Origin of the sequence: Vibrio sp. 10N.247.310.17 (assembly GCF_041466605.1) — a bacterium.
In the GTDB taxonomy this organism is placed as follows: Bacteria; Pseudomonadota; Gammaproteobacteria; order Enterobacterales; family Vibrionaceae; genus Vibrio; species Vibrio tasmaniensis_A.
This window is the reverse complement of record NZ_JBFSTC010000065.1, coordinates 1-19,248: the sequence shown is the minus strand read 5'-3', so window position 1 is coordinate 19,248 and position 19,248 is coordinate 1. Positions and strand designations below refer to the sequence as shown.

General features: G+C 44.1%; 14 protein-coding genes. 5 read left to right on the top strand and 9 right to left on the bottom strand.

Annotation, left to right across the window (positions count from 1 at the left end; all coding sequences use genetic code 11):
* Positions 1 to 260 precede the first annotated feature (260 nt).
* Positions 261 to 3,284, top strand: a complete 3,024-nt coding sequence (locus tag AB6D80_RS16830; RefSeq protein WP_371708260.1) for an HD domain-containing phosphohydrolase — start codon at positions 261 to 263, stop codon at positions 3,282 to 3,284.
* A 30-nt stretch (positions 3,285 to 3,314) separates the two neighbouring features.
* Here the strand turns inward: AB6D80_RS16830 and AB6D80_RS16825 are convergent, their stop codons facing one another.
* On the bottom strand, positions 3,315 to 4,343 hold the full coding sequence (locus AB6D80_RS16825) for a DMT family transporter (RefSeq protein ID WP_372189124.1): 1,029 nt from the start codon (positions 4,341 to 4,343) through the stop codon (positions 3,315 to 3,317).
* 91 nt (positions 4,344 to 4,434) lie between these two features.
* Between AB6D80_RS16825 and AB6D80_RS16820 the strand changes: the two genes are divergently transcribed.
* Together AB6D80_RS16820 and AB6D80_RS16815 are read left to right on the top strand one after the other, a co-directional pair.
* Complete coding sequence (locus tag AB6D80_RS16820) at positions 4,435 to 5,349, top strand: LysR substrate-binding domain-containing protein (RefSeq protein ID WP_017100645.1); 915 nt, start codon at positions 4,435 to 4,437, stop codon at positions 5,347 to 5,349.
* A gap of 72 nt (positions 5,350 to 5,421) precedes the next feature.
* On the top strand, positions 5,422 to 5,742 hold the full coding sequence (locus AB6D80_RS16815) for a heavy metal-binding domain-containing protein (protein WP_004730185.1): 321 nt from the start codon (positions 5,422 to 5,424) through the stop codon (positions 5,740 to 5,742).
* 100 nt (positions 5,743 to 5,842) lie between these two features.
* Here the strand turns inward: AB6D80_RS16815 and AB6D80_RS16810 are convergent, their stop codons facing one another.
* From AB6D80_RS16810 to AB6D80_RS16780, 7 genes are all read right to left on the bottom strand, one after another.
* The gene (locus tag AB6D80_RS16810) at positions 5,843 to 7,099 is read right to left on the bottom strand and encodes a peptidoglycan DD-metalloendopeptidase family protein (protein ID WP_017100646.1); all 1,257 of its coding nucleotides are present in this window, start codon (positions 7,097 to 7,099) and stop codon (positions 5,843 to 5,845) included.
* Between the two features lie 147 nt (positions 7,100 to 7,246).
* Positions 7,247 to 8,086 (bottom strand): tetratricopeptide repeat protein, encoded by an 840-nt coding sequence (locus tag AB6D80_RS16805; protein WP_009845608.1) that lies wholly within the window; start codon positions 8,084 to 8,086, stop codon positions 7,247 to 7,249.
* 119 nt (positions 8,087 to 8,205) lie between these two features.
* Positions 8,206 to 9,984, bottom strand: coding sequence for an ABC transporter ATP-binding protein (locus tag AB6D80_RS16800; protein ID WP_017100647.1), 1,779 nt, complete (start codon positions 9,982 to 9,984; stop codon positions 8,206 to 8,208).
* On the bottom strand, positions 9,978 to 11,741 hold the full coding sequence (locus AB6D80_RS16795) for an ABC transporter ATP-binding protein (protein WP_017100648.1): 1,764 nt from the start codon (positions 11,739 to 11,741) through the stop codon (positions 9,978 to 9,980). Before AB6D80_RS16795 ends, AB6D80_RS16800 begins: the two co-directional genes overlap by 7 nt.
* Positions 11,742 to 11,967: 226 nt before the next feature.
* Positions 11,968 to 12,501, bottom strand: coding sequence for a hypothetical protein (locus AB6D80_RS16790; protein WP_017100649.1), 534 nt, complete (start codon positions 12,499 to 12,501; stop codon positions 11,968 to 11,970).
* 12 nt (positions 12,502 to 12,513) lie between these two features.
* Positions 12,514 to 14,625 (bottom strand): LruC domain-containing protein, encoded by a 2,112-nt coding sequence (locus tag AB6D80_RS16785; protein WP_372189121.1) that lies wholly within the window; start codon positions 14,623 to 14,625, stop codon positions 12,514 to 12,516.
* Between the two features lie 504 nt (positions 14,626 to 15,129).
* The gene (locus AB6D80_RS16780) at positions 15,130 to 15,648 is read right to left on the bottom strand and encodes an NUDIX hydrolase (RefSeq protein ID WP_009845614.1); all 519 of its coding nucleotides are present in this window, start codon (positions 15,646 to 15,648) and stop codon (positions 15,130 to 15,132) included.
* A 369-nt stretch (positions 15,649 to 16,017) separates the two neighbouring features.
* Here AB6D80_RS16780 and AB6D80_RS16775 point away from each other — a divergent pair, with 369 nt between their 5' ends.
* A complete protein-coding gene (locus AB6D80_RS16775; protein WP_009845615.1) occupies positions 16,018 to 16,272 on the top strand; it encodes a DUF333 domain-containing protein in 255 nt (84 codons plus the stop codon).
* Between the two features lie 206 nt (positions 16,273 to 16,478).
* On the opposite strand, the gene AB6D80_RS16770 is transcribed toward AB6D80_RS16775, so the two are convergent.
* Positions 16,479 to 17,357 carry a YdcF family protein gene (locus tag AB6D80_RS16770; protein ID WP_017100652.1) on the bottom strand — a complete coding sequence of 293 codons (879 nt, stop codon included), beginning with the start codon at positions 17,355 to 17,357 and terminating at the stop codon, positions 16,479 to 16,481.
* Between the two features lie 376 nt (positions 17,358 to 17,733).
* Here AB6D80_RS16770 and AB6D80_RS16765 point away from each other — a divergent pair, with 376 nt between their 5' ends.
* On the top strand, positions 17,734 to 19,104 hold the full coding sequence (locus AB6D80_RS16765) for an L-serine ammonia-lyase (protein ID WP_135380822.1): 1,371 nt from the start codon (positions 17,734 to 17,736) through the stop codon (positions 19,102 to 19,104).
* The last annotated feature ends 144 nt before the right edge of the window (positions 19,105 to 19,248 follow it).

The following is a 19,248-nucleotide window of genomic DNA, read 5'->3' as shown; positions in this document are numbered from 1 at the left end:
CTCGGTCAAAAAACGTGCTTAAGAAATGAGTGCTTAATAGCAACAATTCGACCAGTTTATCAGTTGAAAGTGACAATTAGCACCCAAACATAAAGGTTTATTAGGTATTCATTTACACGACACGGGAATACGTGGCTACCAGAAGACGCTAACGCTTTTCTTATCTAAGTAAAATCGATCATACTCGGTAATTACGCCAATTTTTTGCAACCTACCCAAGTTCGTCAATACTTAAACCAGTCTACAAACTGGAGTGTTAGATGAGAAGAAGACGATATCCGCTGAGTATCCACATCACTAGCCTTTTCTTAATTTTGACCACTCTTGTCGGTACCGTACTGATTTCGATAAGTTATCGGCATTCTCAAGAACTGCTTTTAGGCACAGTGCGCGAAGTCAGTAATGAACATCGCGATAAACTGGAATCGGTATTTAAACAAGCTATTGCCCCAGTCATCACAACCTTAAACGTGATGGCAGTGAGCCCGTTTGTTGCTCATCAAACCTCCTCCGTCGAAAAAGAATCTTGGCTTGCTTCGGTCGATATCATCTTCAAACAAAATACCAATTTAGTCGCTCTGTTCTATGGCTCTGAAGATGGTGACTTCAGAATCTTTCGCCCTCTGAGTTCCATTAAACAGAGAGCCGACAACAACGCTCCCGCGAAAGCGACCATGATGGTCAGCAGCACCAATCTAGATGGTGAAAACTTTATTACCTTTCTCGATGGCGCACACCAAGTGATCAGTACCCGACAAGCCGAGAGTAAGTTCAACCCCACGACTCGACCTTGGTTTCGTAACGCAAAGCCTGACGGCTCAATACAACTCTCTGAGCCCTACCTGTTCTATTTCTTGCAAACCAATGGCATCACGCTTTCTAGACGTTCTTTGGATGGCAAGCATGTCGTTGGTGCCGACTTCACGTTGAAATCTCTCTCTTCCCAGATCAGTGAATTGGCCTACTCTCCACCAACCCGACTCGCTCTGTTCGATCAACATTTCAATCTTCTCGGCCAACATCAACTTGATCTATCAATTCCCAAGCTTACCTCCCAGCCTAACAACACAAGTAAAACTGAGAAAACGAATAACCAAACGACGGGGAAACTCTCTGGCAGTGAGCAAGACCAAAGCTTCTTTAATGTGCCCAAACGTGAACAGTTGGAAGCATTGAAAGCATCCGTCATAGCACCACTTATCTCCGACGAGGAGAAATTAAACCTCAACCTAAAAAACGTTGAATACAACCTAAACACTTGGGCATTAACACTAACGCCTGTTGAGCTCACTCAGAATGTCACTTTATATTTGGCAGAGGCTACGCCACACAATGAGTTGCTCTCTGATCTTATCTCGATGCGTGACAAGCAAGTCGCCGTCGCGATTGGGATGTTGTTCATCTGCTTCGCTATCGTATGGTTTGTCGCCAATCGTTTGTCTCAGCCGCTTAATACGCTGATGCAACTCACCGACAACATCGCACGATTTGACTTCAGGCGAACTCATTATCCCAAAAGCATGATTCAAGAAGTGGCTAACCTCGCCCACTCAATTGAGCTGATGGAACACACACTTCATGATCTGATTACACTACTTCGAGACACGGCCGGGAATCAGGAATTTTCGATATTAGCCAAAAATATCGCTCATCAAAGCTATTTGATTACCAAAGCAGAAACCATCGTCCTCTTCACTCAATCAAAAGAGAAAGACGTGTTTGATACGGCAGCTAACCTTGCCATTCTCCCTTTTAAAGCCGACATTAATGACTTCATCAAGCACACCCCTTGGTTGCTGTGCCAGCTTAAATCTGGAGAAACCATCCACTTAAACCGAGAAGACAATGTTCTCAACTATTACCAAGATTCGATCTTCAATTCAGATCTGTACCTGTTTCCACTATTAAACCGTGAGAAGTTGTTGGTGGGTATTGTTGCAATTGGCTATGAAAGACCAATCACCAAGATGCAGGCAGACAAACACGCATTTTTGAGGGAGCTACTGAGCTTTGCTGAAATCGCTAAAGACAACATTGACCAAATGCAGCAACAGAAAGACATGCTCAATGCCTTTATCGAGTTAATAGCATCTGCGATTGATACCAAATCCCCATACACTGGCGGTCACTGTCAGCGAGTACCCGAACTGACCAAATGGTTAACCCAAGCGACTATAGATGACGACCGTTACTACCCGCAGTTCTCGCTTGATAATAAACAATGGGAAGAACTCATGCTGGCTGCTTGGTTACATGACTGTGGGAAAGTCACCACACCTGAGTATGTCGTAGACAAAGCGACAAAATTGGAAACCATTTACGACCGAATCCACGAAGTGCGAATGCGTTTCGAACTGTTAAAACAACAGGCTGAAACCGACTACTGGAAAGCCATAGCGAACGGAGCGCTTCAAGAGGATCAGCTTAAGATCCTCGAACAAAGCTTGTCAGAATTGGATGAAGAATTTGCCTTCGTTGCTGAATGCAATCTTGGTGGAGAGTCGATGACGGACGAACAACTAGAACGCTTAGACCGAATAGCCAAGCGCCAGTGGAAACGAACACTCGACGATCAGCTAGGGTTATCTTGGTCTGAAAAAGCGAGATTTAACACGCAGCAAGATCCGGCTGAAAAAGATGAAATTGAGCCAAGAATCAAAGACCAAACGCTGCCCGTGATGGAGCCACTACTTGCTGATAAACCCGAACATAAAATACCTTGGGATAATGGCTTTAACCCAGCCAACGTGTGGCAAGAAGCGTTTGTACTCAAACCTGGTGAAGTCAAGTACAACCAAGGTGAATTGCACAATTTGAAAGTACGTCGCGGTACCTTAAACGACGAAGAACGCTTCATGATAAACGACCATATCATTCAAACCTTCACCATGCTCAACAAGCTACCTTATCCATCTTATCTCAAGAACATTCCTGACATTGCCAGCGGACACCACGAACGTATCGATGGCAAGGGTTACCCGAGAGGCTTAAGCGAAGACCAGTTACCTTTGCCGTCTAGAGCGATGGCCATTGCCGATGTATTCGAAGCGCTCACCTCCAGTGATCGCCCGTATAAGAAAGGAAAACTCCTAAGCGAATCACTCAACATCATGACCGACATGGCCACCAGCGGTCATATCGACCCCAAGCTGTATTTGCTGTTTTTGGAAAACAAAATCTACGACAAATACGCTGAGCGATTCCTAGAGACTAAACAGCGTTGCGAGATTAAACCAAACGAACACATCGACCGAGTAAAAGAGTACATTCGTTCATTGTTCTAGGCTTTTGTCTGCAATCTTCAGCCTCAATGTTTAGCTTTTAACGGCAGAGTCCAAAACCGCAGCATCTGCTGCAGTCGCAAAATCCACAGCAGCTCGAGGTGTTTGCTTGGCTTTTGCTTTGCTGTGTCTTTTAGCCAATAGAGTATTGGTTATGCTCGCCACGACTATCAAATTGATGCCGATTAACTGCTGAGATGAAAACACGTCATCAAAGAACAAGCTCTGCCATAACGCACTGAACAGCATGTTAGTGAAAATTAGGGGAGCCAACTGAGAACCGCTGTCTGCCAACTTGTACGCTTTCGAGCGGAAGATTTGCGTGTTAATAGTAAATAGAGCCAATCCAAAAGCGCCAAGCCCAATCCAGCGTAAGCCTTCAAAAGATAGCAGAGCCGAAAAGGTTCCATTGCCCGCAGCACTCTCAAGCATATCTGGATCCACAGATACTGAAGTAAACACAACCATTGGTATCACAATGATTGCCGCGACCAAGAACGTCCACGCGTTTAGCTCTGCGGGTGTCAGGCTAGTCTTGGATGCTCGATACAAACTCACTTGTGAACCCGAATTAAACACACCCGCCAATAATCCTAGCAACAACGCTGGCCTAAAGAACTCTGAGCCAAATTCAAACTGCGACCAATCCCCAGCCATCATCACTACGCCGACAAAGGTGACAACTAAACAAATCACTGTGGTTGTATGAATCTTGGTTCCAAACATTAATTTTTCTAACAAAGGAATGAACAGAGGGCCAGTGCTGAACAACACCACACCTTCAACGAGTGTTAGGGTCTGTAAAGACGTAAGGAAACACCACTGGCATGCAACCATAAAAATCGCACGCATCACTAAAGGTTTCCACATATCGAGTGAAGGTTTCGTGATTTTGTAAAACATCAAAAATAAGAATAAAAACAGGCTGGGTAACAAAAATCGCACGAAACTCAAAAATGAAACGGGCATTGATACCGATAGATACTTGGCCATTAAGCCACTTAAAGACAAACTGAACGTCGACAACAACATGAAAGCCGTCGCCTTGGTAATATCAGACATAATTATCACCTCCTATGACAGTTATTTTAGAGGCGTGACGTGATGAAAAATAGCGAGTAATATTAACCACAACTGTAAGGAAAACTTACCAATGAAGAAACTCGTTCCACTTAAATCCGTTTATGCTTTCATTGCTGTAGCCGAAACAGGCAGCATGACCGAAGCCGCTCGCGTGTTGTACGTCAGTCACTCAGCAGTAAGCCAAGCGATAAAATCATTAGAGCAACTGGTCAATAAGCCGCTGTTCCAACGTGTGGGTCGTCGTGTTGTTCTCAATGCCGCAGGTAAGCGATATTATCGAAAAGTCGCACCCGCACTGGAACAAGTAATAGAAGCCACAGAAGAACTCGCCAAAACGCCTAACGACCACCGCATCACCCTCAACATGGTGAACTCACTCGCCATGCACTGGTGGATCCCGCGAGTTTCGGAATTCCAAAGCTTTGCTCCCTCTCTTGATATTCGTATATCCACGTTAACGGGCACTTTCGACATAGAGCAGGAAGGTGTGGACATCGCGCTGGTGCACGGTAAACCGAGCGAGTGGGACCGATATTACAGCGAAAAGCTCGGTGACGATGATCTGGTATTGGTGTGCAGCCCAGCACTATTGAAAAACCAAATGGGATTAAGCGTTGAACAACTGGTGAAACAAAACCCAACCATTGGTGTCTTCAACCCAAGAAGACAGCATGACTGGCAAGTGTGGTGCGATCATTACCAAATACCCATGCCGACGTTCCACAGTAACTTGACGTTCGATGTCTCGATTCAAGCCGTACAGGCTGCCATTCGTTCGCTTGGTGTATTAGTCACTCACCGCTTGTTTGTGAAAGATGACATCAGCCATGGCATGTTGGTCGAAATTAGTGAGCCAGTGGCTAACCCCCATCAAGATTTCTATTTCGTTTGTCCAAAAAACAAATTAAAACAAGAAAGTGTGCTAAAACTGAGAACATGGTTGAGGCATGAATTCACTCGCTCAGAGACAAAACTCAGCAAGTAACTAATCATCAAATAACTAATCAACTAGTAACAACTCATCTAGTAACCAACCATCTAACTTACAGAGGCCATTATGATTATTACCACCACTCAATCTGTTGAAGGCAAACGCATTGTCGACTACAAAGGGGTTATCGCCGGAGAAGCCATCCTAGGGGTTAACGTATTCAAGGATATGTTTTCAGGTATTCGCGACTTCGTCGGTGGACGTTCTGGCACCTATGAAAAGGAACTGGAGAAAGCACGTAACTACGCATTCAAAGAGCTGGAGCAGAAAGCGATTGAAGCGGGTGCAAACGCAGTGGTTGGTGTCGATATCGATTATGAAGTCTTAGGAACAGGTAATGGCATGTTGATGGTATCAGCCAGCGGCACAGCGGTTGTCGTCGCTTAATCGAATCTGAAATCATGTGATTCAATAAATGCTTATTCCAACGTTCGGTTTGTTTATCACCAGAAGGTTGGAATAAGGATAAGCCGTGGCTGAAGTGAATTTAACTCGTTCTGCCTTCTTGCTCAGAGATTATCTCATCAAAAGAGGCAATTCGAGCAAGGAACGCCCCCTTGTCTTTCGGTAATATAGAGCTTGCCAAAGGCAGGTCAGCCTTCATCGCGTCGACCGCCCTTCCACGTACCAACACTTCAAAATGTAAGTGAGGCCCTGTTAAACGGCCTGTTGCACCCGACAACGCAATTTCCTGCCCACGCTTAATCTGTTGCCCTTTCTTAACCAAGAATCGACTCAAATGCAGATAACGAGTTTTGTAAACACTGTTATGTTCTATCACTATGTATTTCCCTGCATATGGATGGTCACGAAGTGCCACAACCCTACCGTCTCCCGTTGAATAAACGGGTGAACCCACAGGTGTGGCGAAATCAGTACCATTATGCGGCGATACACGTCCAGTCACAGGATGCTTTCGGAATGGGTTGAATGATGAAGTGATTCTTCGGAACTGTTTGTCTATTGGGTATCGATTAAAAGCTTGCTCAAGGCTATTCCCTTCTCGGTCATAGAAACGTCCATCCGCAGCAAGAAAAGCCGCCACTTCCCTATTTCGTAGCTTGATAGAGACCCCTTGCACTTCAGTCTTACCCGTTAAGTGATCTTCCATGTATTGCTCTTTAACCAAAACATTAAAGCTGTCGCCAGCTCTGAGTTCTTTGGAGAAGTTAATTTTATCTTTCAGCGTTCGAGTGATATTGGCTATCTGGGCACTGGTTAAACCGGCCTTGTAAGCTGAAGTGGAAAAACTACCCTGCACCGCACCTGCGTACAGCTTTTCTTTCCATTCCCCAGGAGTCTCGATGAACTGATAACTAAAACTACCGTCATCATTTTCTGTATAGACAGCTTGTTCAACCAAGCTCTCATGGTAAATCAATTCGACTAGCTGCTTAGAGTCACTATCCAACAACAACTCTAGATGATCACCAGGCTTGATCGTGTCCAGTTTCAGTGATTCTAGATCGGCCTCAAGTATCTTTTGAGCCGTTCCGTAAGGGAGTTTCCAAGAGGTAAATACATTACTGAGTGTATCCCCAACTTTGACAAAATAATGAACTCTTACCAGAGAACTTGACTCAACGTCTGAACTCGATGGCTTCTCATCAGCCGAAACCACACCTTGGTAAGGTGTAATTTTGATAGCGATGTCTTCTGGTGGTTCAGGAGAAAGAGAAAGACATAAAGCAAGTGAAAATGCGCTGATAGCAGTCACTATCAGGCCAGTGCGGAGGAACTTCATAAAAATACTTAACGGTTATCACAATGAACTTTTCAAATGTTATAACATAACAATTGATTCAGTAAAATAAGCGAAATGTAAGAAACCGTTCCGTAAAAATGATTAAAAGCATAGTAAGCGTACGAAGCTCACCATGCCATTAAATAATTACTCTTCACAAAGCGCTTCAAAACGATCTAAGCCGCGTAGCATCTCAAAATCTGGCTCTTCAGCTAGCAACTCTCGCATTGAGCCACTGGCTTCGATAGAGCGCTCTAAGTCGTCGATTGCCTGACCTTCAGCACCTAATCTTGCATACGAACAAGCTCGTTGGTACAAGGCATGGGCATTTTGATCATCCACTTCCAATACACGATTACATAAGCTCATTGCCCAGTGGTATTCCTGCATGTCCATTGCGGCATCAGCTTTATAAGTGAGCGCCTCTAAATCACCAGGGCGGACTTTTAAGATCTCATCGTAAATCTCAATTTTTTGCTCTGCGGTTTGAGCATTTTGCGCTCTCAACCATAAGTTGTGTATTTCATTGATGATTTCAATTTCTCGGTTGTTCTCTGAGATAATTCGAGTCTTACGCTTTAGATCCCTTTCAAGAACGTTAAACTTCTTCTCGTACTCTTGAGCGATAGAATTCAATCGCTGGTCAGCCATTTCTTTGGTTGTGTGCTTGAGTTCTTTAAGCGATTGCCACCCAACTAATGCGATAAGTGAAGCGACACCCGCAATAATGTAGAAAAAATAGGTTACAGTCACGTTGGCGTAATTCAGCGATTTGTCCGCCACAGCGAGCTCACGGTCGGTCATCTGAATAGTCAAACGTCTTTCAAGATCTTGTTGGTCCATTCTTAGCTGCTTCAATTCATCCAAGATATAGCGTTCCATCAACGGTCGATCTAAATAGTCCAATTCTGAGTACTCAACCTCTTCGCTTGCAAAACTCATCGTGCTGAACACCGAGATAACTGCAATCAATAAGATTCGAAGCATTATACATTCCTTATATGTTTCATCTTTAGGCTAACTGTATCTTGTAATAGTCATACAAGCTAGGAAGTCGACAAGTTTGGCTTATTCGTATTAGTTAATAGTTATTTATAGCTCGATAGTCACTCACTTCTACAATCGATTCCTCCAACCACGGACTCTTCCAACAATCCTGCATAAATTCCATTGTGTGCTATTAGCTGTCGATGATTACCTTGCTCAACAATTTCACCCTTTTCCAACACCAAAATCGTATCTGAGTGACGAACGGTACTCAAACGGTGTGCAATCGCAATCACGGTTTTTTCCTTGAAAAGGCGCTGCATTGCTTTTTGAATTAGGTCTTCGGTGATTAAATCTACCGAACTGGTCGCCTCATCAAGCATCATCAATTGACCACCCTGTGCAACCGCTCTAGCGAACGAGATAAGCTGCGTTTGCCCTACAGACAAGTTGGATCCGTTCTTTTCCAAGTGGAAGTCATAACCTTGTGGCAATTGTTCAATAAACTTATCGGCATAAACATAGCGCGCAGCCTGTTCAACCTCAGTTCTAGATAGATGCGTTTTACCCAGCGCGATATTGAATTGGATGGTCTCTTCAAATAAGTGCACGTCTTGCATCATCATTGAGAACAAATGAGCAGAGTCTTCGCTTGAGATCTGAGACAGCTCTAATCCATTCAACAAAATGCTGCCTTCATAGTCTTGGTAGGTTTTAGAGATTAGACGCAGAACCGTCGACTTACCTGACCCCGTCGAACCTACAAGCGCGATTTGATGCCCTTTCTCCAATAAAAACGATACATTATTTAGAACATAAGGAGAGTCGTCTTTGTAACGGAAGCTCACGTTCTTAAACTCTAGGCTCACAAACTGTTCGAGCTGTTTTTCAACCTTGCTCGATAGCAACAGGTTGCGCCCTTCTTCTTCAGTCGGCTCAACAAACAGCTCTTCAATATGGTCAAACGCTGCAAATGAACTCTGAATCGAAGCAATCTGCGAAGTAAAGTCACGGATCGGAACAAACACTTTCTCTAAGGTGTTGATGAACGCAATTAGCACACCCAACGTGAGTGCCCCTTCTATCACTTGCTCAGAGCCATACCAGATCATAATTGCGATGGTGATAGAGGTGATGCCAGAGATAAACGAGAACAAAATCGCATCGTATTTATTTATCTTTTTCTGCGCTCTTAAAAACTCATCGGTATAGCCTTGGTAACGCTGTTCTACTTGATCTTCTGCTCGGTACATCTGAACGGTTTTCATACCAAATAAGACTTCTTGTAAAAAGCCAATACCGCGAGCCAGCGAAGAACGAGTCACCTTATACAAAGCACGAAGTCGGTTTCTCACATACACAGTCAAATACATCACTGGCGGCATAATAATCAATACAATCATCGTTAACTGCCAATCAATAAAGAACATCATCACTAACAGAGCAATGGTATTGATGCTGTCTTTAACTAGCCCGACAACCGACTGAACAAACGTCTCGCCGATGGTTTCCAAATCACTGGTTAATCGTGAAAGCGTTACGCCAATCGGTGTGTTATCAAAATAGCTGCGTGGTAGTTTGAGCACACGAGCAAACAACACTGAGCGCATGTCAGTTATCGTGTATTGCCCGGTTTTACGCAGGTTGTACGAATAGGTGGTATCCACCACATAGCTCGCCACCAGCACGGCAACGAGATAGAAGACGTATTCGAGCAGACCATCCATATCCCCATGACTCAGGTGAACATCGATCACTTGAATGATCAGCCAAGGGAACAACAAGCTCGTGATGACAGAAAGAGGAAGCATAGCGATGCCCAGAATCGCAGAGCCTTTGTATTTCTTAGCAAACTTAAAAAAGTGCTTGAGGTACTTGAGATCAACACCTTTTAACATGCTGCTGCCTCCGTTTCATTCTGCTGTAACTGCCATGTATCGTAATAGTAATCGCACGTTTTCAATAACGTCGCGTGGTCGCCCTTCGCAATCACCTTACCTTCGTTCAACACGATAATTTCATCCATATATTCAAGGGCATTAACACGGTGTGAAACCACAAGTACCGATTGATTTTCCAAGTGCTTAAACAAGCCCTCTAAAATCTTACGTTCTGTTTCATAGTCGACAGCCGATAGAACGTTGTCCATGATGATCAGGTCGGTGGGTTGCAATAAAGATCGCGCAATGCTCAAGCGCTGTTTCTGACCACCCGACAACATGATCCCTTTCTCACCGACTAAGGTTTGGTCGCCATGCTCAAAACGTGTAACGTCATTGGCTAACTGACTCAGTTCTAAAACCTCATCAACCTGACTCTTTGCCAAGTCAGTATCTAAGCTACCGAAGCGGATATTGTCTTCGACGGTTGCAGAAAACAGATAAGGGTCTTGCGTCACGGTTTTCACGTAACGGCGCAAATCACTGCGTGAGAAGCTAGTGACATCTCTTTCGCCTAGGAAAACTGAATCTTCTGGTACATCCAAGTGATGGTTCAAGCAATTCACTAATGTCGTTTTACCCGCTCCGATTCCGCCTAGCACACCCACTTTCTTACCTGCTGGAATGTCAAAGCTGATGTCATCGAGAATCAGACGCTCTTCACCTGAATAGCTGAAGCTGAGGTTGCGAATAGAAAACGTTTTTCCCTTCAGAGATTCAACATCTAACTCAGTGAGCTTATCTTCATCAAGGTCTGGAATTTTTGCATTAAGAATGGTTTGTACACTTTGAATGCCGACCATGCCACGCTGATAAATGGTCGCGATTCTGCCAAGCTGCATCAATGGCATTGCGAGCAAAACCGAGTAAGTCAGAAAGGCAGTAATCTCACCAAGTGTGAGTTCCTGTCTCATTAACATGTAGCCACCGAGCCCAAGAATGATGATTTTCATCAGGTCATTGGCGTAGTCGAGTACTGGCATAAAGAAGACTTGAATACGTGTAATTTTAAGGCGGCATTCAAGTAATAACTGATTCAGCTTTTCAGTTTCAGCTTTCACCCAAGGTGACATCTGCTGGCTCTTAATCAAATCAATCCCAGACAGGTAACTCATTAGCTGAGCAGACAAGTTTTGTAGACGTTTCATGTGCTCTAAATGCAGCGTTTTCATACGCTTGAAGCCCACCCGAAAAATCACAAAAGCGATTGAGATAGGAATAATCGAATACAGTGTGAGTTCTGGCGATATACGCCACATATAAAGAGGTGTCAGCGATAGCGCGAGTAACGCATTGAAGAACTGAAGAAACCCCACACCAAACATCAGTCGGATGCCGCTAAGGTCATTATTCATGATTGAAATTAGTCGACCAGATGCAAAGCGTTCATGAAAGCTGCTCGGTAAGCGATTCAGCTTTTGTAGAAGTGTACTCTTTAGTGCTGCTTCTGTAATTCGCCCCGGATTAAGCGCATAGATACGAGACAGAATTCTCACCACCACCATGGCAACCGACATGCCGACCACGATCCAAACATAGGTTTGAAGCTGCTGATGGCCCGCTGTTGAAGCATCCTCAATAAGATCGATGGCAAGTTGGATATAACGAGGGATCTCTACCTGTAACCAGTTAACGAGAAAAATGAACACAATCGCCAGTAAGTACGAGGTGTGATTCATGCGTAAATAGTGGGCAACAAACTGTCTTTTATTCATAGTCTTCTTTGTTTAGGGCAGGCTCACCGAGTTTTGGTGATTTCGTAAAGCTAGAAACGAGCGTCACTTAAGTAAAGATAAACCTAAAACACCGGATTGATAATATCACTCCATTCATTTTATACAGGTTATCTCAGGTCTCGATGTTAGAAAAATTCACAACAAAAGCGCCTAAAACAACGTTACCGCCTAAATAGCGGTAACGTTGTTTGGTAGAAGATAAAGATTAAAGAATCACGTCTACATTATCGTCCTCAATATTTACAAGGAGTTTCACTTCACTTCCCATTGCCGACGGATACCAGACTTCAACCCATACTTTATCTACATGATTGGGTAAAAGGAGAGTTGCAGAGAACTCAATATCTTGATTGATTGGGCTCCTCAGCACTTGTGAGGTGTAATCGACAACATCACCATTGAACTCTGTATAAATACTCATAAAACCTCGAGAACTTTGCGAGCTTGCTACGTCAACGTTTACAGACACTTCTCTCTCCGTAGAAAAATCAAAACCTTCCGGTATAGATAACTCAGATGATTTAATAGACTGCGGTATCACTACTGGAGCAGGTGTCACCACGTTATTGCTACCAACGGTCGAATTACTCGGAGGAGTGACGGAGACCGGAGCCGTAGTATTGCTCGGAGGAGCGACAGTACTTGGAGATGAAGCGGTACTATCACCTCCACCTCCGCCGCCACAAGCTGAAAGGAATACAAAGCCTACACCACTAAAAATTAGTTTGATTGTTTTCATAAATCCTCCTGATTAATCTTCCGTTGACCAAGTTTTGTTGGCGTTAGGGTTTTGGTACCACGTTGGTTTTGAAGCACCGCCTGATGTAGCCCACTCAGCAAACTCGGGGTACACCTCACTAACATCAATGTATTCTGATGGATGATTCCAAGGTGATGAAATTAAGATACCCCAAGGCATATTTTGTGTCGTTCGGTAGTATTTATCACTAGACGGGTCTGAATCATCTTGTGCAATACCATAGAAATCACTCACTAACGTGCCACGCGACGTTGGTGGGAAGTCCGCAGTATGGATTTCTAAGTCTTTCCCCGGCGATGTAGAGAAACTGTCACCATGGTAATAACCCGCGCCCGCACCAAAGATGAATGGGTCGAAGCCACTTAATGGCATCAGTGAACTCGCTGTGGGCTCGCTTCCAGAAGCAAACGGCAGAGAAATACTGAACGTCATTTGGTCAGCTTCTAAAGTCGGACTACAAGAAGGATTAGTACGGTGGAACATACACTCACCGTTAATCGGCAGATCATTTTTTAGGTTCAACGACGCGACAACAACGAGGTCTCCCCCTGGCGATGCAACACTTTTGTCTTCCCCCGTAAACGGCGAAATATTTACCCGAGTCGCGCCATTCTTTTGCACTCGAGCCGTTTGAAGATCGACATCTGACTCATCGAAGCCATCAAGCTTCCATCCCAGTCCATTACCATAAGAAGCACCGTAGGCCATTATGGTTCCCGTAATATCCATTCGAAGCACTGCGTCCTCTTTACTTAAAATGGTGGTACGGTAGTAAACCACAACGTCATTTAAGTCGAAGTCACCAACTTCTGGCCAATTATCTTCGAAGGCCGCTGTATAGTAATTCGAATGTTGAACCGTTGTGCCAGGAACCGTAACGTTAAACACGTAGTCCTCAACTTCACCATCACCAACATAACCGTCACTCGGAATGTTAGGGCTACTCGCTAAACGGAATCGAGTTTGTACGCTCCCAACGACAGCATCATCACCCACTCGAATAGGGACGACTTGGCTTCCATCTACAACAGAATGATTTTTTAATATCTGCTCGTCATCCTCAAAAGATCCATTCATATCCCAGTAAGCCCAAGCTTGCAGATAACCACTCCCCACAATGTTGACATTAATTAAACTGTCTAAGCCGACTTCAAGGTTCGTCAACAGTGCAATCCCGTCATCATCATTTCCGCCAACGTCCAAATCATCGCCGTTGGATGATGTGCCAGGTTGGCCATCTGTATCGGCATCAACACTAGCACCTAAGTACAGCGTGGAAGATATCGCATGCTCAGCACCGTTACTCGCCTGCAACGTTCCATAACTATCAAGAGCGTCACCAAAATCAGATTCATCTGAACTTTCTATTGGCGTAGTAAATCCAGATAAGTCCCAGTTACCGTCAAATGCCGAGAAAATCGGGTTGGGGAAACTACTGCTACTGCTCGTAACCGTTTCAAATTGTAGAGTTACAATCGAGGTATTCTTGTAGGTGAATTTTACAGCACCGGAGGTGTCGGTTTCCGAATAGTTCGTACCTGGCCCGGTGAATAGAACCGACGTTCCATCGGCACTCTCTTCCGCCGTCAAACTCGCGCTAGCACTACCAAGTTGATAACTGTAGAAACCTTCACTTTTAAACACTCTTACTTGCTCCGACTGCACGGGTTCGCCATCAATGTCATAGCCAATCATGTCAAATTCGGGAAGTGTATAAGGCACTGAGAACGTACCTGAGAGTCCATCCGTACCATCATAAAATTCAAAGGTATAGGTTAGACCTGCAGAGCCCGCAGAGTTAGTTTGATAGAGAAAACCAATATCTCCTGAGGGTTGTGTTGCACCAACTTTGTAGTTGGGAGCATGAAACAAAAATGTCGCATCACCAAACACACTACTAGACACTTTGGCATCTATTGTTTTTCCATCATGTGTACCAACGTTGAGGAAGTGCATCGAAGATCCATCATAGGTTGGCCCAGCCCACGAACTACTGCCGTTCGTCGCCTCTACATGATTTGAAAAGTCCAGATCTACCGTCGTTGCATAGACAGGGAGACTGGCAACTGCCGTCATAAGATAAATAACTTGCTTGTATTTCATAGTAAACCTCGACTTCTTCTTCGCATGAGCGATTTCCTTGAAAAGTGTGTGAACTCTGAACGGCAAGTTAAAGAAGCGTCTCAGTTAACTCTGAAACAAACTATTCGCATCTTTGTTGATTGTGTTGGTGCCGATAACGCGAGCTGCTTAATACAAAGAAGCAAAAGAGAAGCCAAGTTTCCGATCGTTTCAAAACCACTGTATAACATTGAAAAGTAAGACTTATTTTTCTAAATTTAAATGACAGTCAGAATGAAACGGTCTTTTCTTCAAAATAAGAATCAATTTGATGAGAGGTTAGTCAACTTGAAAGTCTGTTAGATAAGGAAACGTTCTATGCTGGTTGGAAACGGATAGGTTGTTTACGGACTGGAGGCGTTTTGCTTAAAACTAAAATTACGATGGGTTAGCTCAACTAAAGGAGGGAGGAATTATTGTTGGTTCATGGTGAACAAAACTGTTTAAAACATTCTACTTTTAAACAGTTTTGATTTATTAAAAGGGTTACAGCATTTCCTTTGCGATTAAATGCAGCAAAAAGGTTTCACGTTCAATGCTCATGCCTTTTTTAGGGCTCTCAGCCATGGTCTTTTCGTTGTGAGCGATCGCTTCATGGATATTCATCCACACCGGTTTCATCCCGTTTTTCACTTCGTAGTCTTCGTAAGCTGTTTCGCCAAGCTCACGATCAATCTTGCATGAGTAGCAGTAAGAAATCATGTGCATTATATCCGCGTCATCTTTATACCAAGGACGAAACTCTTCAAAAATACCGAACGGTTTAATACTGTGAATGTTCTTCGCACCCGTTTCTTCTTCAAGCTCACGGACCATACCTGCGATCACATCCTCACCGTCATCCAAACCACCACCAGGAATGGTGTAGTCGTGATAACGCTCTGTATAAAGCATCAAAATGTCTTCGCCATCTAACACAATCGCACGTGCAGCATTGCGCTTATATACCGTCTTATTGTCTAGGTGATCGATATCAGGGTGAATAGTGGTTTTTAGGTGTCTCATGATTCTGACTGCTCTACTGAATTTGGCGGCATCATATCATAATCATCAATAGATTCGACGTTCTCCGTCCCCTGAAAGAACACATAACCTCTGCTTTTGATCGCTGTTCGCCCACTGCTATCTAGTAGAAATAACCATCAAGTAGCACTTTATTGACAGAGACCGTTCCTGTTAGAGCACCAGCTATGCCAGCATGATCAAACACTCAAAAAGCAGTAAAAATAGCGAAATATCAACCTATTTCAATATCTTGACCAAATTAGAACAACCTTTTCTGAAATCTAAAATATACTAGTTTCATAGAGCTTCTAATCTGGTTCTGTAGAACTTAACGCATTCGATTATAGAGTTATCACGTAGGAGATAAACATGAAGAAAATTGGTTTGATGGCTGTATTTGCCGTTGTGTTGGGCGGTTGTGCAAACGACTATGCAGAATATAGCGAAGGCCAACGTGTTTCAGTGGCTAACCCAGCTGCGGTTTATTGTGTTCAACAAGATGGTGAATTAGACACCGTAACTGAAAACAATCAACGCACTACTTATTGTGTATTTGATGACGGTGAACGTATCGAACAGTGGGAATACTACCGCAACAACCATGAGCAAAAAGAAGAAAGCTAAGCTGCGACATCGTGAACTGTTGACGTCAGACCTATACACGACGTTAACCCTTCACGAATGCCACCCAATCACATGACATTAGGTAAACTGTTCGCTATCGAGCGGTCGGTTTACCTTACTATACACATCAACTTTATACACACATCACCTTCATACACAAAGCACCTTTTGGCTACCTACCAGTATTACTAATATTGGTGTTTTCGCTATCTCCACCAGCGATGTGTGTGATCTGATTCTGGATCTAAATAACGATTCAATAAAGTCAGGTTAGTATCGAGCAATGCTAGGTACTCCTTAACTTTTTCTATGTCGATTCCGACTGGGGTATTTTGGATGCAGGTCTCCAACACTAGAAGCAAGCTTTCTACGATATCAAAATGAGATGAACGCCCAACTAACTCCTTTGCCGCTAACAAGGCTTCCAAAGACAACCTTTCTGGCTCTCGTCTTACTGAATCCAAATCCCTCTTAAATGCACCCACAGAGACACCTTCAAGATAGACTCGGTAGGTCGTCAGAGCATCCATTAACAGAAACAATTGCCCTTGCTCTGTTTGATGAGGGTATGGCACCGCGACATGAGCCTCTCGCTGAGGATCTATTTGTAGTTCCACCCCAAGTGCAGAGCACTTCTCGACCAAAACCTTTAGCAAACCTTGCTCGTCCATCAGTGATTGAATCTCGAAGATACGTTGTAAGTGGTAGTCATTAGAAACGAACGTCACCTTCACACTCTGCCCGCGTGTAAACAGCCCACTTTCAATCATCTCTGAGGCCAAGTTTTGAATGTTCTCAACCGTATTTGTCGAATGCTGCTCAAGTAAAACCGCCCCTATGGGAAACGGATACTCACGTTGATTTTCAAGCTCTCGAAAATACTCGTGCATCATATCGGCTTCAGAAACGGTTTGGCCTTGTGTCACCCCACCACAGAACGCCACAGCCGTTTGCTGGTTCGACTCTTCAGCCAAAGGCCCAGCCAGATACTCAACTAAAGCATCAACTCGACTGATTCCTTCATTAGTCAATTTATTCTCATTAAGTCGCTTACCTAGCACAATAAGGAGGTGAATAATGCTCATTTTATGTTCAAGTCTCGTTTTAGTGATTAGATGGAGTGAATTATGTATACAATACTTATTAACAAAAGTATTTTGAAATTCTTACATGTTGCTATCAATAATGCTCACTATTGATAGCAACATCTCGGGTAATACAAGAATAGACGTGTCGCTTTAAAGCAAACATAGCACGCTCTTGTATTTCATCGCTCTATGCTTGCTCAACACGAGTTTCAATAAAAGAGACCTTTAAAGCAAAGAGCCAGCTCAATCGAATAACTGTTTCAGCCAAAGAACTGCTTCACCCAAAGAACAGGTTCACTCACAGAAGTGGAACTAACGAAATACAAATTTTACACAGAGTTCGTTCATCGAACCGTCTTCACAGGAAGTTACTATGCTGTCTATTTTTGATATCTACAAAATTGGGGTTGGACCGTCCAGCTCCCACACAAATGGACCAATGATCGCTGGGTTTAACTTTACCCAAAAAATTGATGCTCAGCTTACACAAGTAGAGCGTATTCAAATCGACTTATACGGCTCGTTATCATTAACGGGTATTGGTCACCATACAGACAGAGCAACCTTATTAGGTTTACTCGGCAACCGCCCCGACACCATTAAAATTACCAGTGCTAACAAAGCAATGCGTAAAGCAATTGAAGATAAGTCTCTACTGGTTAGCGGTAACCATGAAATTCACTTCGACGTAGAAAGCGACTTGCTGTTCCATAAAACCAACCTTCCGCTGCATGAAAATGGCATGACCATCTCTGCTTTTGACGCAAGCGGTAGTCTTTTAGAGATGGAAACATATTACTCTATTGGTGGTGGCTTTATCGCAACCGCTGATGAGCTACAAAATGGCAAGCAAGAAGCAGAAACGCAAGTTGAGTTCCCTTTTACTTCTGCTGACCAGCTACTTGAATTGTCAGAGCAACAAGGACTTAGCCTTGGAGGCTTAATCCTGCGTAATGAAGTGTCTTTCCAAGGTATGGACGTGATTGACCAGAAAGCCGACCAAATCTGGAAGGTGATGTCTCTGTGCATGCAGCGAGGCTTCGACACCGAAGGCATCCTTGATGGCGGTCTTGAAGTGACGCGTCGAGCCCCTGCTCTTTTGAAAAAGCTTGAGGCCAATGCTTCGATTGAAAACGATCCAATGGAGATCATGGATTGGATTAACCTATTTGCCTTTGCTGTGAGTGAAGAAAACGCTGCGGGTGGACAAGTCGTAACATCGCCAACTAACGGAGCGGCTGGCGTTATCCCTGCGGTACTAATGTACTACCACCGCTTCATCAAAGAGCTAGACACCAAGCAGTTGAAAGACTTTTTAGCAGTCTCTGGCGCTATTGGCATCTTGTACAAAACCAACGCTTCGATTTCTGGTGCAGAAGTGGGTTGTCAGGGCGAAGTTGGCGTATCTTCATCAATGGCTGCAGCAGGCTTAACCGCCCTACGCGGTGGTAGCAACGAACAAATCTGCATCGCAGCTGAAATCGCTATGGAACACTCACTAGGTATGACATGTGATCCAATCGGTGGGCTTGTTCAAGTGCCATGTATCGAGCGCAATGCAATGGGCGCAATGAAAGCCATCAACGCATCACGTATGGCGCTGAAACGCACCAGTAAGTGTCTTATCTCGTTAGACAAGGTTATCGCAACCATGTACCAAACAGGTAAAGACATGAACAAAAAGTACCGTGAAACGTCCTTAGGTGGCTTGGCCGTGATCCACATGGCTCCTCCTTGTGAATAACCGCTAAGAACACGAGTCGAGAAAGCCGCTGTAGAGACAGCATTCTCGTAAACGTCGTTTTCGATACCCAAACAGAGCCAGCCACCAAGCTGGCTTTTTTATGGTTCATCGCGGCTTTCCGGGGAAAGCCGCTTTTATCTTCAA